The 16,755-nt window shown below is 63.5% G+C and carries 12 protein-coding genes and 1 pseudogene; 5 read left to right on the top strand and 8 right to left on the bottom strand.

Annotated features, from left to right (window positions below; translation table 11 throughout):
* Window positions 1-1,419: an aldehyde dehydrogenase family protein gene (locus HU760_RS20975; RefSeq protein ID WP_186673894.1), complete on the top strand. Its 1,419-nt coding sequence runs from the start codon at window positions 1-3 to the stop codon at window positions 1,417-1,419.
* 42 nt (window positions 1,420-1,461) lie between these two features.
* Window positions 1,462-1,785: a RidA family protein gene (locus HU760_RS20970; RefSeq protein WP_186674049.1), complete on the top strand. Its 324-nt coding sequence runs from the start codon at window positions 1,462-1,464 to the stop codon at window positions 1,783-1,785.
* A gap of 24 nt (window positions 1,786-1,809) precedes the next feature.
* Here HU760_RS20970 and HU760_RS20965 read toward each other — a convergent pair whose 3' ends face one another.
* The 4 genes and pseudogenes from HU760_RS20965 to HU760_RS20950 all read right to left on the bottom strand — a co-directional run.
* On the bottom strand, window positions 1,810-2,757 hold the full coding sequence (locus tag HU760_RS20965) for an arsenic resistance protein (RefSeq protein ID WP_186673892.1): 948 nt from the start codon (window positions 2,755-2,757) through the stop codon (window positions 1,810-1,812).
* A 278-nt stretch (window positions 2,758-3,035) separates the two neighbouring features.
* Window positions 3,036-3,629, bottom strand: a complete 594-nt coding sequence (locus HU760_RS20960; RefSeq protein WP_186673890.1) for a hypothetical protein — start codon at window positions 3,627-3,629, stop codon at window positions 3,036-3,038.
* Window positions 3,630-3,777: 148 nt separating this feature from the next.
* Window positions 3,778-5,031, bottom strand: coding sequence for a serine hydroxymethyltransferase (gene glyA, locus HU760_RS20955; protein WP_186673888.1), 1,254 nt, complete (start codon window positions 5,029-5,031; stop codon window positions 3,778-3,780).
* Between the two features lie 229 nt (window positions 5,032-5,260).
* Window positions 5,261-8,245: pseudogene (locus tag HU760_RS20950) on the bottom strand (bifunctional diguanylate cyclase/phosphodiesterase); the annotation flags it as partial.
* Between the two features lie 1,094 nt (window positions 8,246-9,339).
* Between HU760_RS20950 and HU760_RS20945 the strand changes: the two are divergent.
* From HU760_RS20945 to gdhA, 3 genes are all read left to right on the top strand, one after another.
* Window positions 9,340-9,738: a hypothetical protein gene (locus HU760_RS20945; RefSeq protein ID WP_186673878.1), complete on the top strand. Its 399-nt coding sequence runs from the start codon at window positions 9,340-9,342 to the stop codon at window positions 9,736-9,738.
* Between the two features lie 230 nt (window positions 9,739-9,968).
* The gene (ettA, locus tag HU760_RS20940; RefSeq protein ID WP_186673876.1) at window positions 9,969-11,636 is read left to right on the top strand and encodes an energy-dependent translational throttle protein EttA; all 1,668 of its coding nucleotides are present in this window, start codon (window positions 9,969-9,971) and stop codon (window positions 11,634-11,636) included.
* A gap of 311 nt (window positions 11,637-11,947) precedes the next feature.
* Window positions 11,948-13,288: an NADP-specific glutamate dehydrogenase gene (gdhA, locus tag HU760_RS20935; protein WP_186673874.1), complete on the top strand. Its 1,341-nt coding sequence runs from the start codon at window positions 11,948-11,950 to the stop codon at window positions 13,286-13,288.
* Window positions 13,289-13,319: 31 nt separating this feature from the next.
* Here the strand turns inward: gdhA and HU760_RS20930 are convergent, their stop codons facing one another.
* From HU760_RS20930 to HU760_RS20915, 4 genes are all read right to left on the bottom strand, one after another.
* Window positions 13,320-13,817, bottom strand: coding sequence for a GreA/GreB family elongation factor (locus tag HU760_RS20930; RefSeq protein ID WP_186673872.1), 498 nt, complete (start codon window positions 13,815-13,817; stop codon window positions 13,320-13,322).
* A gap of 66 nt (window positions 13,818-13,883) precedes the next feature.
* Window positions 13,884-14,240: a hypothetical protein gene (locus HU760_RS20925; protein ID WP_186673864.1), complete on the bottom strand. Its 357-nt coding sequence runs from the start codon at window positions 14,238-14,240 to the stop codon at window positions 13,884-13,886.
* Between the two features lie 94 nt (window positions 14,241-14,334).
* Window positions 14,335-16,188: an Lnb N-terminal periplasmic domain-containing protein gene (locus tag HU760_RS20920; RefSeq protein ID WP_186673863.1), complete on the bottom strand. Its 1,854-nt coding sequence runs from the start codon at window positions 16,186-16,188 to the stop codon at window positions 14,335-14,337.
* A 74-nt stretch (window positions 16,189-16,262) separates the two neighbouring features.
* Entirely contained in the window at window positions 16,263-16,751 is a 489-nt protein-coding gene (locus tag HU760_RS20915; protein WP_170028199.1) for a DUF3015 domain-containing protein, read from the bottom strand.
* Between the last annotated feature and the right edge of the window lie 4 nt (window positions 16,752-16,755).

Raw genomic sequence — 16,755 nt, 5'->3', positions numbered from 1 at the left:
ATGAGCCTGACTTCCCTGTCCCGGGTAGCGTTCCAGCAACCCGCCTTGATCGATGTGTATAGCCCCTACGACGGCAGCCTGGTCGGCAGCGTCGCCAACCTCACTGCCGACGCGGTGCCGGGCCTGCTGACGCGTGCTCGCCAGGGTGTACGCGAAAGTGCCGCGCTGCCCCGGCACCGTCGCGCCAGCATCCTTGAGCAGGCCGCCCGCCTCATCGAACGCGATGCTGCCGATTTTGCCGGGCTGATTGTCGATGAAGCGGGCAAGACCCTGCGCCAGGCCGAAAAGGAGGTAAAACGCTGCATCAACACGCTCAAGCTGTCAGCCGAGGAAGCGCGGCGCAACGCCGGAGAAGTGGTGCCGTTCGATGCCTATGAAGGCTCCGAGTCGCGCCAGGGCTGGTTCACCCGCGAGCCGCTGGGGCTGATCCTGGCCATCACCCCGTACAACGACCCGCTGAACCTGGTGGCGCACAAGCTGGGCCCGGCCATCGCCGGCGGCAATGCCGTTATCCTCAAGCCTTCCGAGCTGGCCCCGTTATCGGCGCTCAAGCTGGTGCAGTACCTCACCGATGCAGGGCTGCCGGAAGCCGTTGTCAGCGTTGCCACCGGCGGCGCCGAGCTGGGCAAGGCGCTGGTGGCTGTGCGTGATGTGCGCATGGTTTCCTTTACCGGCGGCTTCGCCACGGGCGAGCAGATTGCCAAGGGCGCGGGCCTGAAAAAGCTCGCCATGGACCTGGGCGGCAACGCCCCGGTGCTGGTGCTCAAGGATTGCGACCTCGAAGCCACTGTCGAGTCGTGCGTATCGGGCGCGTTCTGGGCCGCCGGGCAGAACTGCATCGGCACCCAGCGCATCCTGGTCGACGCCTCGATCTACGAAGCGTTTCGCCAGCGCTTCGTCGCCCTGACCCAGGCCATGGTGCTGGGTGACCCGGGCCTGCGCGAAACCGACATGGGGCCGATGATCAGCGAAGCCGCTGCACGGCACATCGAAGAACGTGTCAACCAGGCCCTGCAGGGCGGCGCCCGCCTGCTCTGTGGCCACAAGCGCCAGGGCGCCAATTATGCGCCGACGGTGCTGGAAGGTGTCGATCACAGCAGCCGGCTGTGGCGTGAAGAGGTGTTCGCCCCGGTGGTAATGCTGGCGCCCTTCGAGGACATCGAACAGGCCGTCGCCCTGGCCAATGCCCCTGAGTACAGCTTGCATGCCGGGGTGTTCACCCGCGACTTGTCCTTGGCGCTGAGCCTGGCGAAGCGCATCGAGGCAGGCGGCGTGATGATCAACGACTCGTCCGACTACCGCTTCGACGCCATGCCATTCGGCGGTTCCAAGTATGGGAGCCTGGGCCGCGAGGGGGTGCGGTTCGCCTATGAGGACATGACCCAGCCCAAGGTCGTGTGCATCAACCAGATGGGCTGAGAGGGGAAGCTTATGATCGAGCGATATGGGGTCGGCCAGCGGATGTCGTTGGCGGTCAGCTACAGGGGCCTGTTCGAAACCGCTGGCGTGGTCGCCGACGACCTGCAGCTGGACGTGCAGGGGCAGTTGCGCCAGGCACTGAATACGATCGACAGGCTGATGGCTGAGGCCAGGGTGACCAAGGACCAGTTGACCCGGGTTCAGCTATGGATCGCCGACTACCGCCACTTCGACCTGGTGAACGAGGTGTATGACGCCTGGTTGCAGGGTTGTGCAAAACCGGCACGGGCCTGCGTCGGCGCCGACCTGGGGGAGCGCTACCTGGTCGAGGTGCAGGTGTTTGCCGTGTGTAGCGAGCGCCCGTGACCCCCAGTGGCGTATGTCTGCGGGTCAGCGCACCAGCCGTGGTACCAGCCGTACATAGACGAGCTCGCTTACCAGCTCGACCAATGTCTGGGTAATCACGGCGGCCGCCGCCAACCCGCGCACCTCTTCGGGCAACGCCAGCGCCAGCGGCAGCACCACCAGCGAGTTGCGCGTGGCGGCGCTGAAGGTCACCGAGCGTGCTTCGGTGGCCGACAGGCACAACAGGCGCGCCGCGAACATGCCGAGCAACGGTGCCGCAAGCATGAAGCCCAGGTATACCGGAACCACCGGCAGTAAATGCTTGAAGTCACCCTGCACCACGGCGATCTGCGAGGCGATCACCACCAGCAATACCAAAGCCATCGCCGGTACCGGCAGCCATGCCCAGGCGTGGTTCCAGGCGGCGACTACACGTGAGCGACGGGCGCCAGCGCTGGTCACTACGGCCAGGGCCATCGGCAGCACGATCAACAGCACGAACGCTTCCACGAACGGAGTGATGGCGAGGCGCACGTTGTCGCCCAGCATCAGCGCCAGATACAACGGCAGCAGCGCCAGTTGCGCCAGCAGCAGCACAGGTGTGGCGGCCAGGGTCAGGCGCGCATCGCCCTTGCCAATGTGGGTAAACACCACCACGTAGTCGATGCACGGGGTGAGCAGCACCAGCAGCGCACCGACGAGGAGTGCCGGCTGGTCGATCAGCCCACGGGTGATGGCCCAGACCAGCAATGGCACAAGAATGAAGTTGGCCAGCAGCAAGGCCGCCATGAAGCGGCGGTTACCCAGGCCTTGGCGCAGGTCGAGGAAGGGGATTTGCAGGAACATCGCGTACATCAGCACGGCGATGGCGGGCGTGACCAGAGCTTGCAACGGGCGTGCGGTATCGCTGGCCAGCAGGCCGAAGGCGACGGCGGCGAGTACCGCAGCGAAGTAAATGGGGATCTGATGGGTTTCGAGTTGTTCTCTGGTCAAAGGTCAGCCTGTGTCTGATCATGCTCAAGATGGACAGAGTACCGTGATAGCGGGTGGTAGTTTTACTTATCAGCACTTTTAGCAGGTCTGTTGTCGGTCAACCGGCCCCACAGGTTCCAGAGCCAGTTGAGCGTCGAGTCGGTCAGGCAACACTCCCTCCCCGGTTTGCGGGCCGCTGCGTAGGTCAATGTCCAGCGCTTGAGCGGCCTCAAAGGTGACAGGGAAGGTCAGTGCTGCCTGGTCAGTCGTGGCTGGGCTTGTTGGAAAAGTGATTGAAATCAGCCTTGAGCCCAGTCGACTCCGCGTTCGACGATGTTCAGGCGCAAAGATGTGGCAGGCACGGACCTGCGAGTGATGAGGTAGCCGCCTTCACCGTCGCCGATCAGGTTGGTGGCCAGGCTTTGCGCGCTCGTGGCGCATTCCAGGTTGAGCATGGCGAAGTCGTTGGGCAGGTTGGCAAGGGTGACGGTTTGCCCTGTATGAGCCAGGCGCAGCAGCCAGGGCGTCGGGACGGCGCCCTCTACCGGAGCGACGTTGGCAACGCCGTATTTGCTCTTGAACACAGCTTGCCCGTAATGCGCACCACTACGCACATACAGGTGGTAGCCCTGATCGCTGTGACGGAAGTAGAAAAGGGTGGGAGATATCTCGCTTTTGAGGTGGAAATCGACGTGCCCGGCTTCTCGAGCAGCGTCCCAGGCTTCGTCAGGACCGCTCAATACTCCAAGCGCCTGAGCAATATCCATCATGCCCAGGCTGGAGTCGGGGTGGGGCACCTGGATAATGCCTTCTGCTGCGTCGCTGAGCACGGTAAGTGGATGGCCGTTGACCAGCAGCGTGGCAGTAAAGGAAAGGGATTCGTGAGCCGTCATGTGCAGTCTCCTGCTCGCTGATTAGAGGAAACGGCAGGTTATGCAGCCTGGTTCACCCAACCCATTCGGAAGAGATACCACCCTCAGGCGCCAGGTATGAAAAAGCCCGGCACAAGGCCGGGCTTTCTCTACCTCAGGCTGGGGCCAATCAGTTGCCGTAGACCGGCAGCTTTTTGCAGATGGCCTTGACCTTCTCACGTACGGCGTCGATTACCGCTTCGTTGTTCAGGTCAGCCAGGATGTCGCAGATCCAGCCAGCCAGCTCGCGGCACTCGGCTTCCTTGAAACCACGGGTGGTCACGGCCGGGGTGCCGAAGCGCAGGCCCGAGGTGACGAACGGGGAACGTGGGTCGTTCGGTACCGAGTTCTTGTTGACGGTGATGAAGGCTTTGCCCAGTGCGGCGTCAGCATCCTTACCGGAGATTTCCTGCTTGATCAGCGACAGCAGGAACAGGTGGTTCTGGGTGCCGCCGGAAACCACGTCGAAACCACGCTCGATGAACACGCTGGCCATGGCCTGGGCGTTCTTCACTACCTGCTGCTGGTAAGCCTTGAACTCAGGCTGCAGGGCTTCCTTGAAGCAGATGGCCTTGGCCGCGATGACGTGCTCCAGCGGGCCACCCTGGGCGCCCGGGAACACGGCGGAGTTCAGCTTCTTCTCGATCTCTTCGTTCTTGCGAGCGAGGATCAGGCCGCCGCGCGGGCCGCGCAGGGTCTTGTGGGTGGTGGTGGTGACCACGTCGGCGAACGGCACCGGGTTCGGGTACACGCCAGCGGCAACCAGGCCGGCAACGTGAGCCATGTCGACGAACAGGTAGGCACCGACCTTGTCGGCGATGGCGCGGAAGCGGGCGAAGTCCAGAACCTGCGAGTAGGCCGAGAAACCGGCAACGATCATCTTCGGCTTGTGCTCGACAGCCAGGCGCTCGACTTCGTCGTAGTCGATCAGGCCGTTGGCATCGATGCCGTACTGGATGGCGTTGTACAGCTTGCCCGAGGCGCTTACCGAAGCACCGTGGGTCAGGTGGCCACCGTGGGCCAGGCTCATGCCCAGGATGGTGTCACCGGCCGACAGCAGGGCCAGGTAGACAGCGGCGTTGGCCTGGGAGCCGGCGTGCGGCTGAACGTTGGCGTAGTCGGCGCCGAACAGCTCCTTGGCACGGTCGATGGCCAGTTGCTCGACGACGTCGACGTACTCGCAACCACCGTAGTAGCGCTTGCCCGGGTAGCCTTCGGCGTACTTGTTGGTCAGGACCGAGCCCTGGGCTTCCATGACTGCCGGGCTGGTGTAGTTTTCCGAAGCGATCAGCTCGATATGCTCTTCCTGGCGCAGAGCTTCTTGCTGCATGGCTTCGAAGAGCTCGGCGTCGTACTTGGCAATGGTCAAATCACGGCTGAACATGGCGGTCCTCAAGGATCGGGGTGAATTGGGGGGGCATTCTAACCGATTGATTCGCCGCTGGCATATGAAGTGGCATCAAGTCGCGGACCAATGGGCTTCATGTTGCATCCCGCGCCGTGCCTGGGCTGGGCGGGGATCGGAGTTGACTCGCAGGTCCGTTTTTCAGGCCGCGGCCCCAGGCCCGGCACGGGCTCCTGCAAGTGCCCGCGTATGCCAGGAAATCGCAGGCTCAATTGAACATGAACAACGTCTCGTTGGCGAACTGCGCCTCGAACTGATGCGCCGGCATCGGCCGCCCGAACAGGTAGCCCTGCACTTCGTCGCAACTGTGCTCGCGGAGGAATTCCAGCTGCTCGTGGGTTTCGACGCCTTCGGCGATCACCGCCAGGTTGAGGCTGTGGGCCATGGCGATGATCGCCCGGGCAATCTGTGCATCCTGCTCGCCTTCCGGCAGGCCGTCGACGAAGGTGCGGTCGATCTTCAGCACGTCGATGGGAAACTGCTTGAGGTAGTTCAGCGACGAGTAGCCGGTACCGAAGTCGTCCACCGCGATGCTCAGGCCAAGGTTTTTCAGGCCGGCCAGAATCTGCAGCGCTTCGTTCACTTCACGCATCAGGATGCTTTCGGTCAGTTCCAGCTCCAGGCAGGCTGGCGGCAGGCCGGTTTCTTCCAGGACCCTGGCGATGCGCGTACCCAATTGGCCGTCGGAAAACTGCCGTGCCGAGATGTTCACCGAAACCTTCGGTACGCGCACTTTGGCCTTGTGCCAGGCCTTGAGCTGGCGGCTGGCTTCGCGCAGCACCCAGTCGCCCACGTCGACTACCAGGCCGAGCTCCTCGATCACCGGGATGAAGTCGCCCGGTGGCACCAAGCCGCGGGTCGGGTGCCGCCAGCGCAGCAGGGCTTCGGCACCGGTCAGGCGCTTGCCGTCGCCGCTGAACTGCGGCTGGTAGTAGAGGATGAACTCGTTCTGCTCCATGGCATGGCGCAGGTCGCTTTCCAGCTCCAGACGCTCCAGGGCGCTGGCGTTCATCTCGGCCTGGTAGAACTGGAAGTTGTTCTTGCCACGCTCCTTGGCGTGGTACATGGCGGTGTCGGCGTTCTTCATCAGTTGGCTCAGTTCGCTGCCGTCCTGCGGGCTGAGGGCGATGCCGATACTGGCGGTGACGAAGAACTCGCGGTTCTCCAGCACGAACGGCCGCACCAGGCTGGCGAGGATGTTCTCGGCCACGTGAATCGCGCGGTTGAGCGCTATCTCGCGGGTGGCACGTGGTTGCAGCAGCAGGGTGAACTCGTCGCCGCCCATGCGCGCCACGGTATCGTCGTCGTCCACGCAGGCCAGCAGGCGTTGGGCCATGTCCTTGAGCATGCGATCGCCGGCGGCGTGGCCGAGGGAGTCGTTGATCGGCTTGAAACGGTCCAGGTCGAGGAACATCAGCACCACCCAGGCCTTCTGCCGCTCGGCCTGCTGCAGGGCGTTGTACAGGCGATCCTGGAACAGCGTGCGGTTGGGCAGGTGGGTGAGGGCATCGTAGTACGCCAGGCGGTGAATGCGCTGCTCGCTGGCCTTGCGCTCGCTGATGTCGGTGAAGAAGCACACGTAGCTGGCCAGGTCGCCCTCGTCGTCCAGCACCGCAGTGATGCCGACCCAGGCCGGGTAGTGGTCACCGTCACGGCGCTTGAGCCACACTTCACCTTCCCAGCTGCCGCGCTGGTGCAGCTGCTTGACCACATAGCGCAGGTGGCCTTCCTGCTGTTCGTCGACGGTGAGCATGCCCGGCAACTGGTCGAGCACCTCGCTCACCGCGTAACCACTGACGCGGCTGAACGCCTCGTTGGCCTGGACGATATAGCCGGCCGGGTCGGTGATGAGAATGGCCGATGTCGAGTGCTCGAATACCGTGGCAGCCATGCGCAGGTCTTTTTCGGCGCGGCGTTGCTGGCTGATGTCGCGGCCCACCCCGAGCACGCCTTCGAAGTGCTGCTCATCGTCCCATACCAGCACCAGGCGCAGTTCGATGGGGATCTTGCGGCCATCGGCGCGCAGGCAGTCGAACAGGAACAGCTGGGTTGGCAACTGGCTGCGCAGCTGGGCCAGCAGCGCGGGGTCGCCCATGGCCTTGCTGACGCGCTCCATCAAGCTGTAGATGCCGGTCAGCTGCGCCGGGTTGGCGATGATCGACTGCCAGCCATTGGTGAAGATCCAGTCGGCCTGGTAGCCCAGCACGCTCTGCACCGAGGGGCTGACATAGTTGAGCTGGAGCCGGCTGTCGGTGGAGAAGATCACGTCGCTGATGCTCTCGGCGAGCATGCGGTAACGCTGTTCGCTGTCGCGTAGCGACTGGCTGGCTTCGATCTGCACTGTCACGTCCTTGCCCACGCCGATGATGCGCGTGACCAGGCCATCGGCGTCACGGGTCAGCACCTGTTCGCGGATGTCGTAGCAGCGCCAGCCGCCATCGCGATGACGGAAGCGCAGTTGGCAGTGCAGCGGCTGGTCATGGCCGCTGTCGCGCTGCTGGCGGCGCAGTGCCTGGTAGTGCGTGGCGTCTTCGGGGTGCAGCAGCAGCTCCCAGAAGCGGTCGCCCATCTGCGCCAGTTCGGTACGGTCGTAGCCCAGAGTCTGGCCGAGATGGCGGTTGCTGAAGATCATCCGCTGGCTGAGCACTTCCTGCACGTACAACTGGTCGGGCACGGTGCGCACGACGTCCGACCAGAAGCTTTCGCGCTCCAGCAACGACAGCTCCACCTGCTTGCGGCTGGTGATATCGCTGATGCTGAGGATCACTGCCTGGTAATCACGGCGCTGTTGCGGCAAGCGGGCCATCAGCCACAGGTGCAGCTCGCCACCCAGGGGTGCCGGCAGGCGCACTTCGAGCTCCAGCAACGCGCGTTGTTCGATCAACGCATCGATCAATTGCATGCCCACACTGTCGCGACCATCGCCGGTGCCGTCGATCAGGCGCTGCCAGGCACCTTGGTGGCACTCGATGTTCAACAACTGGCGTGCCACCTGGTTGATCTCGGTGATCTTCAGTTCCAGCAGCAGCGAGCGGCGCAGGTTCGGGTCGAGAGCCAGGCTGTGCTTGAGCGCGGCGCGGTTGCGCAAGTGGTAGCGGTCGAGCTGGCCGGGCAGGCTGGACAGGTCGAGCACGCACAAGGCCACGCCGGTGCCTTCGAAGATTTCCTGGTAGCGCCGGCGGTCTTCCTGCAGCGCCCGGTGCCGGCGGCGCATGTTGATCAGCGCCACAACCGGCAGCATGGCGCAGAACAGCACCAGCAGGCATTTGCCCAGCAGTGCGGGCAGCAGTGTCTGGCGCGCCAGCTTGGCGTCGAACAGGCCGCGCAGCTGCCAGGTGCTGTTATCGATGAAGGCCAGCATCACGCTCTGCAGCGGCGCATTGCTGCCAGGGGTTGGCGCATGGCGCTGCAGCACCTCGCCGCTGCGGCTGTTTTCCAGCAGCCACAGCGGACGACCGGGGCCATCCAGGTAAGTGATGAGAGGCCGGTAGTACGCCGGCGCCAGGCGCAACAGCCAGTAGCCGCTGTGTTCATCGGAACCCTGACGCAGCAACAGGTAGACGGAGCTGTTGTCGGCCGAATTGGTGAAGAAATACGGGTGGCCCTGGCTCAGCTTGAGCAATTCGTCAATCAACTGACGGTCGGGGCTGCCGGCAAGGCTGTCGGCCTGCAGCTGCCCGGCGGCATCCAGCCAGGCCAGGCTCTGCAGGTCCGGCAGATGCTTGCGCAAACTGGCCAGCACGGCGGGCAGGGCGGTGGGCGTCGGTACATTGGCGTAGGGCTGCACCACATTCGTGGCCTGTTGGGCCTTGAATGCCAGGTTCAGGCTCAGGTGGTCGGCCAGCTCGGAGGTGCCTTCCAGGGTTTTCTTGCGCAGGTCGGCCTGGGTATGGCTGAACTGGGCGAACAACTGCCACAGCAGCAAACCCAGCAGGATCAGGGCCAGCAGCGCCAACGCACCCTTGATCGACCCGCGCAGGGAGGCAGCGGGCGCCTGGGGCGCGGAACGCAATGACGGCGGATGAGAGAGATTGGTCAAGCGTTGATCCTGCGATTGGGCTGGCGATGGCAGGGGTTGATGATGCACGGTATGTGCCGGTATCTGGTTGCCAGACCGCGGTGGCGCACTATAAGGCCGGACACCCGAAACGGGCTAGCATGCCTAGGATTATGGCAAAGTGCCAGCCAAGATGACCGGTGGTGCCTGCCGTGTGGTTCGGCAAGCCCCTGCAACCTGTGCGAGAATAGCGCCCGCTTTACATGACAACGCATCGGAGATGTTCGGTTTTGGTTACTCACTTTTCCTCCAATGGCCTCGATTCCGCCTGCGGGCGCAGCAGTCAGACCCTTGTCAGCACTGCTGTGACCGAGGACGTATCCTGCAAGTCTTGCCAGCGTTCGCTGAGCAAACCCGAGCTGGCCACTGCCGCCAGGGGCAAGAGCCCATCGCTGGCTGAACTGCGCAAGACCGCCAAGGCGGCAGCAGAGCCGGCAGTTGCCGTAGTTGCGGCCAGCAAGCCGGCCACCAGGGTGGTCAGCGTGCCTGCTGCGCAGCCGGCCAAGGTGGCGCAACAACCGGCCCGTGCTGGTGGCTTCAGTGTCAAGGCAGCCTGGGCCGCGCGCCTGGCCGAGCAGGGCGACCGTTGCCGCTTGCCACGCGGCAAGGCCAAGCAACGTCACGTCTGAGCCATCTTCGGCTGTTGTGCCGGCCCTTTCGCGGGCGAGCCCGCGAAGCGGCCGGTACTGGCAACCATTTTCCCCTGGGGATCACCCCACCATCGGCCCCTCCTGTGCAACGCTGCGCGTTGGCGTAGAATGGTCGACTTTGTTCAATGACACCCCGTAAACACATCCCCCTGGCCAGCGCGCCGGGGCGATCGTCGATGTCTTTACCTATCTGATTAGAGGGCTTGGTTTTGGCTCAATACGTCTACACCATGCATCGGCTGAGCAAGGTCGTGCCGCCGAAGCGGGAAATTCTCAAGAATATTTCCCTGTCGTTCTTCCCGGGCGCCAAGATTGGCGTGCTCGGCCTGAACGGCGCCGGTAAATCGACCCTGCTGCGGATCATGGCGGGCGTCGACAAGGAATTCGACGGCGAAGCCCGTCCGATGCCCGACATCAACGTTGGCTACCTGCCGCAGGAACCGCAACTGGACCCGAACAAGTCGGTGCGTGAAGTGGTCGAGGAAGCGGTCAGCGTGATCAAGGACGCCCAGGCCCGCCTGGACGAGGTCTACGCGGCCTATGCCGAACCCGATGCCGACTTCGACAAGCTGGCCGCCGAGCAGGCCAAGCTCGAAGCCATCCTGCAGGCAGCCGACGGCCACAACCTGGAGCGCCAGCTGGACGTTGCCGCCGACGCTCTGCGCCTGCCGGCCTGGGATGCGCGCATCGAGCACCTGTCCGGTGGTGAAAAGCGCCGTGTGGCCCTGTGCCGCCTGCTGCTGTCGGCTCCCGACATGCTGCTGCTGGACGAACCGACCAACCACCTGGACGCCGACTCGGTGGCCTGGCTGGAGCGTTTCCTGCACGACTTCCCGGGTACCGTGGTAGCGATTACCCACGACCGTTACTTCCTCGACAACGTCGCCGGCTGGATCCTGGAACTGGACCGCGGCGCCGGCATTCCGTACGAAGGCAACTACTCGGGCTGGCTGGAAGCCAAATCCGAGCGCCTGGCGCAGGAATCGAAGCAGCAGAGCGCTCATGAAAAGGCCATGAAAGAGGAACTGGAGTGGGTGCGCAAAGGCGCCAAGGCCCGCCAGTCCAAGTCCAAGGCCCGTCTGCAACGCTTCGAGGAAATGCAGTCTCAGGAATTCCAGAAGCGCAGCGAAACCAACGAGATCTACATCCCGGCCGGTCCGCGCCTGGGCGACAAGGTCATCGAGTTCAAGAACGTCACCAAGGGCTACGGCGACCGCGTGCTGATCGACAACCTGTCGTTCTCCATGCCGAAAGGCGCCATCGTCGGTGTGATCGGTGGTAACGGTGCCGGTAAGTCGACCCTGTTCCGCATGCTGATGGGCAAGGAGCAGCCGGACTCGGGCAGCATCGAGATCGGTGAAACCGTGCAGCTGGCCTGCGTGGACCAGAGTCGTGAAGACCTGGACGGCAGCAAGACTGTATTCCAGCAGATTTCCGACGGTTCCGACGTGATCCGCATCGGCAACTACGAGATCCCGTCGCGTACCTATGTGGGCCGTTTCAACTTCAAGGGTGGCGACCAGCAGAAGTTCGTCAAGGACCTGTCCGGTGGTGAGCGCGGCCGTCTGCACCTGGCCCTGACCCTGAAGGAGGGCGGTAACGTCCTGCTGCTCGACGAGCCGTCCAACGACCTCGACGTCGAAACCCTGCGTTCGCTGGAAGAAGCCCTGCTGGACTTCCCGGGCGCCGCGATCGTGATTTCCCACGACCGCTGGTTCCTGGACCGTGTGGCTACCCACATCCTGGCGTACGAAGACGACTCGAACGTGGTGTTCTTCGAAGGTAACTACACCGAGTACGAAGCCGACCGCAAGAAGCGCCTGGGCGATGCCGCTGCCCAGCCGCACCGTGTACGGCACAAGAAGCTGGCCCAGTAAGCCGGATTCTGCTGCACAACAATGGGGCCGTTCGTGGCCCCATTTTTGTGCCTGGCTGGAAATTGGAGTTGGCTTCATTTCGCGGGCATGCCCGCTCCCACAGCAGCCCTTGGAACCTCAGGCCTGTAATGAGCCTGTGGGAGCGGGCGAGCCCGCGAAGAAGCCGTCGCCGACATCGGGTTTTGTATACACTTATAGAAAGCGCACCAAATAATTTCAAATAAACGACATGTCGCCCTGTTCCGGTGCGATTGCTTCTTGGTACATTCGGGAAAAAACCAATAAGTCCAATCCTCGGTGAGATGTCTACCATGATCGAATCTGTCGACAATTTCCTCGCGCGCCTGAAGCAACGCGACCCGGCCCAGCCCGAATTCCACCAAGCGGTGGAAGAAGTGCTGCGCAGCCTGTGGCCGTTCCTCGAAGCCAACCCGCATTACCTGCAGGCCGGCATTCTGGAGCGCATGGTCGAGCCGGAGCGCGCCGTGCTGTTCCGCGTGTCCTGGGTCGATGACCAGGGCAAGGTTCAGGTCAACCGCGGCTACCGCATCCAGATGAGCAGTGCCATCGGCCCGTACAAGGGCGGCCTGCGCTTCCACCCGTCGGTCAACCTCGGCGTGCTCAAGTTCCTGGCTTTCGAACAGGTGTTCAAGAACTCCCTCACCTCGCTGCCCATGGGCGGCGGCAAAGGCGGCTCGGACTTCGACCCGAAAGGCAAGAGCGACGCTGAAGTGATGCGCTTCTGCCAGGCGTTCATGAGCGAGCTGTACCGCCACATCGGCGCCGACCTGGACGTGCCGGCCGGTGACATTGGCGTGGGCGCCCGCGAAATCGGCTTCATGTTCGGCCAGTACAAGCGCCTGGCCAACCAGTTCACTTCAGTGCTGACCGGCAAGGGCATGACCTATGGCGGCAGCCTGATCCGCCCGGAAGCCACTGGCTACGGCTGCGTGTACTTCGCCGAAGAAATGCTCAAGCGCCAGGACAAGCGCATCGACGGTTGCCGCGTGGCGATTTCCGGCTCGGGCAATGTGGCCCAGTATGCGGCGCGCAAGGTCATGGACCTGGGTGGCAAGGTCATCTCGCTGTCCGATTCCGAAGGCACGCTGTACGCCGAGGCCGGCCTGACCGACACCCAGTGGGATGCGGTCATGCAGCTGAAGAACGTCAAGCGTGGCCGCATCAGCGAACTGGCAGCACAGTTCGGCCTGGAGTTCCGCAAGGGCCAGACCCCATGGAGCCTCCCGTGCGACATCGCCTTGCCGTGCGCCACACAGAACGAGCTGGACGCCGAAGACGCCCGCACCCTGCTGCGCAATGGCTGCATCTGCGTGGCGGAAGGCGCCAACATGCCGACCACTCTGGCGGCTGTGGATATCTTCCTCGACGCCGGCATCCTGTATGCCCCGGGCAAGGCCTCCAACGCTGGCGGCGTAGCCGTGTCGGGGCTGGAGATGTCGCAGAATGCGATGCGTTTGCTGTGGACCGCCGGTGAGGTGGACAGCAAGCTGCACAACATCATGCAGTCGATTCACCATGCTTGCGTGCATTACGGTGAAGAGGCGGATGGCAGCATCAACTACGTCAAAGGTGCGAATATCGCAGGCTTCGTCAAAGTGGCTGATGCGATGCTGGCGCAGGGCGTGGTCTGATTCGAGACCTTTGGGGCCGCACAGCGGCCCCTCAGGGTTCAGCCTCGACTTCGAGGATCTCGATCACCTGCTCTCCTACCGGTCGCCGCCAGACCACCTCATCCCCAGGTCCCGCCCCCAGTAATGCCTGCCCCAGCGGCGAGCCCCAATTGATCAGCCCGTGCCCGGCATCTGCTTCGTCCTCGCCTACCAGCCGCACCACGTGTTCCTGGTTCTGGGCATCGACAAATCGCACCCGGCTACCAATCTGCACCTTGCTCTGCGACGTAGCCGCCGCCACCACCTGGGCGCTCTGCACCCGCGCGCTGAAATAGCGCAGGTCTCGCTCGGTATCGGCCAGGCGCTGCTTGTCGCCACGCTCGCCTTGTGCCAGCAGCTCGTTGCGCAGGGCATTCAGCTCGGCCACGCGGTCTTGCAGCTGGCGCAGGCCACTGGCGGTCACGTAGTTGGGTTGTTCGCTGACCCGCCGCTCGACGGGCTGGTCGGCCTGGGCGGCAGCCTGGTCTTCGTTGACGAATGCTCGGCTCATGGTTACCTCCTTGTGCAGGAGACCATCATGGCTGGCTGCCGGTTTCAAGGAATGTCCGATTACGACTCAGTCGTGCCGATAAGCCTTGGCGGCGCCGCGATCCTTTTCCTGCTGCCAGTCGCGTTCACGCTCATCCCAGAAGCGCTCGTGGTACTGGCGCTGTTCTTCACTGTTCTGCATGGCCTGGCACTGGCGGAAGCCGTCGTCCCAGCCCGATTCGTACTGTCGGTCGTGCAGGTAGCGTGGCACATCCTTGCGGAAGTCGCCGACCATCAGCCCGGCCGCCTGCCTGCCGCTGCTGCAGCCATCTTCGTAGCCGTCGGCGAATGCGGGGGGATAGCCATGGTTGACCATCTGTTCATGGGTCGTTTCGCAACCCGCCAGCAACAAGGCAATGCACAAGCCCGACCAATACCGCGACATGACCACCTGGACCTTCGGAGAGATACCGGAAAGTCTAGGTGGCGATTTGTCGGGGGGCTGTCAAAACAGTGTCAAAGGGTCGGTTGGTTCACACTCAATAGTGGTACCACTTCAACTCCAGCATCACCTCGTTCTGCGCCGTTGCCAGGTGGCTGAACTCGCGCGAGGCGCTCAGGCGCACCCCCAGGTTCTGGCTGATTTCCCACTGCTGGTTCAGGCTCACGCTGCGTCGCACCTCGCCATTGCTGAAGTAATCCCCCTTGGCCTCGAGCGTCATGTTGCCCAGCCCGTTGCGCCACAGCAGCCCGCTGTTGAATCCCGCCGCCGGGGCGATGAACTGGGCAAAGTCATTGTGGTGTTCGACTCGAAGCGTGCCCAGCGCAAAGCCCAGCAACCCGTCCGCCAGCTGCCAGGTGCCGCCCGCTCCGCCATTCACATGGCTCACCAGCACTTCGTCATCATGCTTGCCCGGTACCCGTTCCAGCCCACCGGCGACCTGCCACGACCACGGCTTGAGCAGCTCATTGCGCGGGGTCAGCGAGCGGATGGTAGCCAGGTCCAGGCGCTGTACCTGCCAGTCGTTGCCTTCGTACTGGCGCACTTTCAGCTGCAGGATCTCGATCTGCGCCCCCAGCGGGAAGCCATAAGCGTTGTCATTCAGGTCGTGGTAGGCCATGCGCAGGCCATACTCGGCGTAGGCGCGGTCGTCACGGGTGCCTGCGCCCAATTGCCAGGTGCGTGATTCGTGGCCGTCCTCGGGCAACCCCGGGCGCTCGATGTCCAGCGCTGGTGGCGGGTTGCGGTTGATCGCCTGCAGCAGCTCGAAGCTGCGCCGGGCCTGGCCGGCGTCGCGCTCCTGGCCGTTGGCGCGGTAACGCTCCAGGCGATACGCGGCATCCTGCACCAGCGCCTGGCGCTGGCGGGGCAGGGCGGTAAAGTCACGGCTCTGCAGCTGTGCGGTGTCGGCGCTGATGGCCAGCACCTGCTGCTTTTCATGATGGTCCAGCGGTTCGGCCCGGGCCAGCAGCTCGCGCTCGCGCGAAGGGCGGTATTTCACGCTGGAGACCAGGCCGGACTGGCGCACCGCCTTCACCGTGTCGGTGGGGATGGCCGTGAGCGGGAACTGTGAGGTCAGGTCCAGGCTCGGCCGGGCTACCTGCAGCAACTCCAGCAGGCGATACGAGCAGTTTTCGTCGAAGAAGAAGTAGTCGAACTGGATCTGCTTCAGCTCCCACACGTGCTCGACCATGCGCCCGGTTTCGGCTGGCGTCAGGTCCAGCTGGTATTCCCACAGGTCGCGGTTTTCCAGGCTGCGGTACTCGGAGAGTTTTTCCTGGTAGGGCATCAGTGCGAACAGCCCCGGGTAGCCGCCCATCAGGCCTTTCCAGGCATACAGGATGCTGTTGTCGCTGCCTTCGATATAGGCGCCGAAGTTGATCGCGTAGCTCAGCAGCGTGGTGTCGTCGCTGCGGGTTTTCGACTGGTCGATGCGCAGCAAGGTATGGCCGAACATCGAGGACGGGCTGTTCAGGTAGGCCGCCGGGAAGATCAGCGCCGCGCTGTGCGGGTCGATCGATTGGTACCAGGTGGTGAATTCCTGGCAGGCCGGCTGTGGCAAGCCTTGCAGGTCGAGCTGTTTGCGCAGCCAGCGGGTGCGCGCGGGGAAGCGGCACTGGGCGTGCTGGTCGCCGAGGCTGGCCGGGGCGTACAGCGCTTCGACCGTGGCTTGCAGCTCCTGGTCGGGGTGGTGCGCGCCATCCTGGGCGAGGAAGAACGCGTCATCGTCCACATAGCTGCGCCAGCCACCGAGCTTGGCGGTTTCGTAATGGCCCAGGGCAATCCAGTAGGGGCTGTTGGCCAGTTGCTGGAGACGGCCTTGGTCCAGCACAGGTGTGGCATGTACAGGGGCGCAGGCACACAGCGCCAGGGCAACGAGGCGTTTGAGCATATCGGGCAACTACTTCTTAACGATGCCGAAAAAAGGCGAAACCCGCCCCGTAGCCGGGGCGGGAGCAGCTGCGCTTAGGCCTCGGTGGCGTATTTGGCCAGGCGTGGATCGTTCTTCAGAACGGCCAGGGTGTTGCTGTGTACCGTTTCGGCAGTGACGTCGGCACTGCTGAAGATCTGGTTGAAGTGCTGGTGGGTGACCGCTGCGAAGTAGCCACGGTCTTCCGGGGCCACGCCGAGCACCACGGCATAGGTGGTCAGTGCTTCGCCCTGGCCCATGGCCATGTCTTCGGACAGCTCGTTCATCATGCCGTTCATGGCGAACCAGGACTTGCCGCCGTAGGTCAGCGAAGCCTTGGTCGAGCAACCGTTGGTGCCGGACGTCATGCCGAACGTAGCGTTACCGGAGGTGCCGTTGGTGGTGGAAGCCAGGAAGTGTGCCGGAGTGCCACGCTGGCCTTCGAACAGCATGTTGCCCCAACCGCAGTTCGGGCCGCCTGGCGCTTCGGCCATGGCGTTAAGCGAAACCACGGTGAACAGAGTACCCAGAAGAATCCGTTTCATAGCA

Origin of the sequence: Pseudomonas oryzicola (assembly GCF_014269185.2) — a bacterium.
Taxonomy (GTDB): Bacteria; Pseudomonadota; Gammaproteobacteria; order Pseudomonadales; family Pseudomonadaceae; genus Aquipseudomonas; species Aquipseudomonas oryzicola.
The sequence above is the reverse complement of the archived record's forward strand: the minus strand, read 5'-3'. Positions and strand labels throughout refer to the sequence as shown.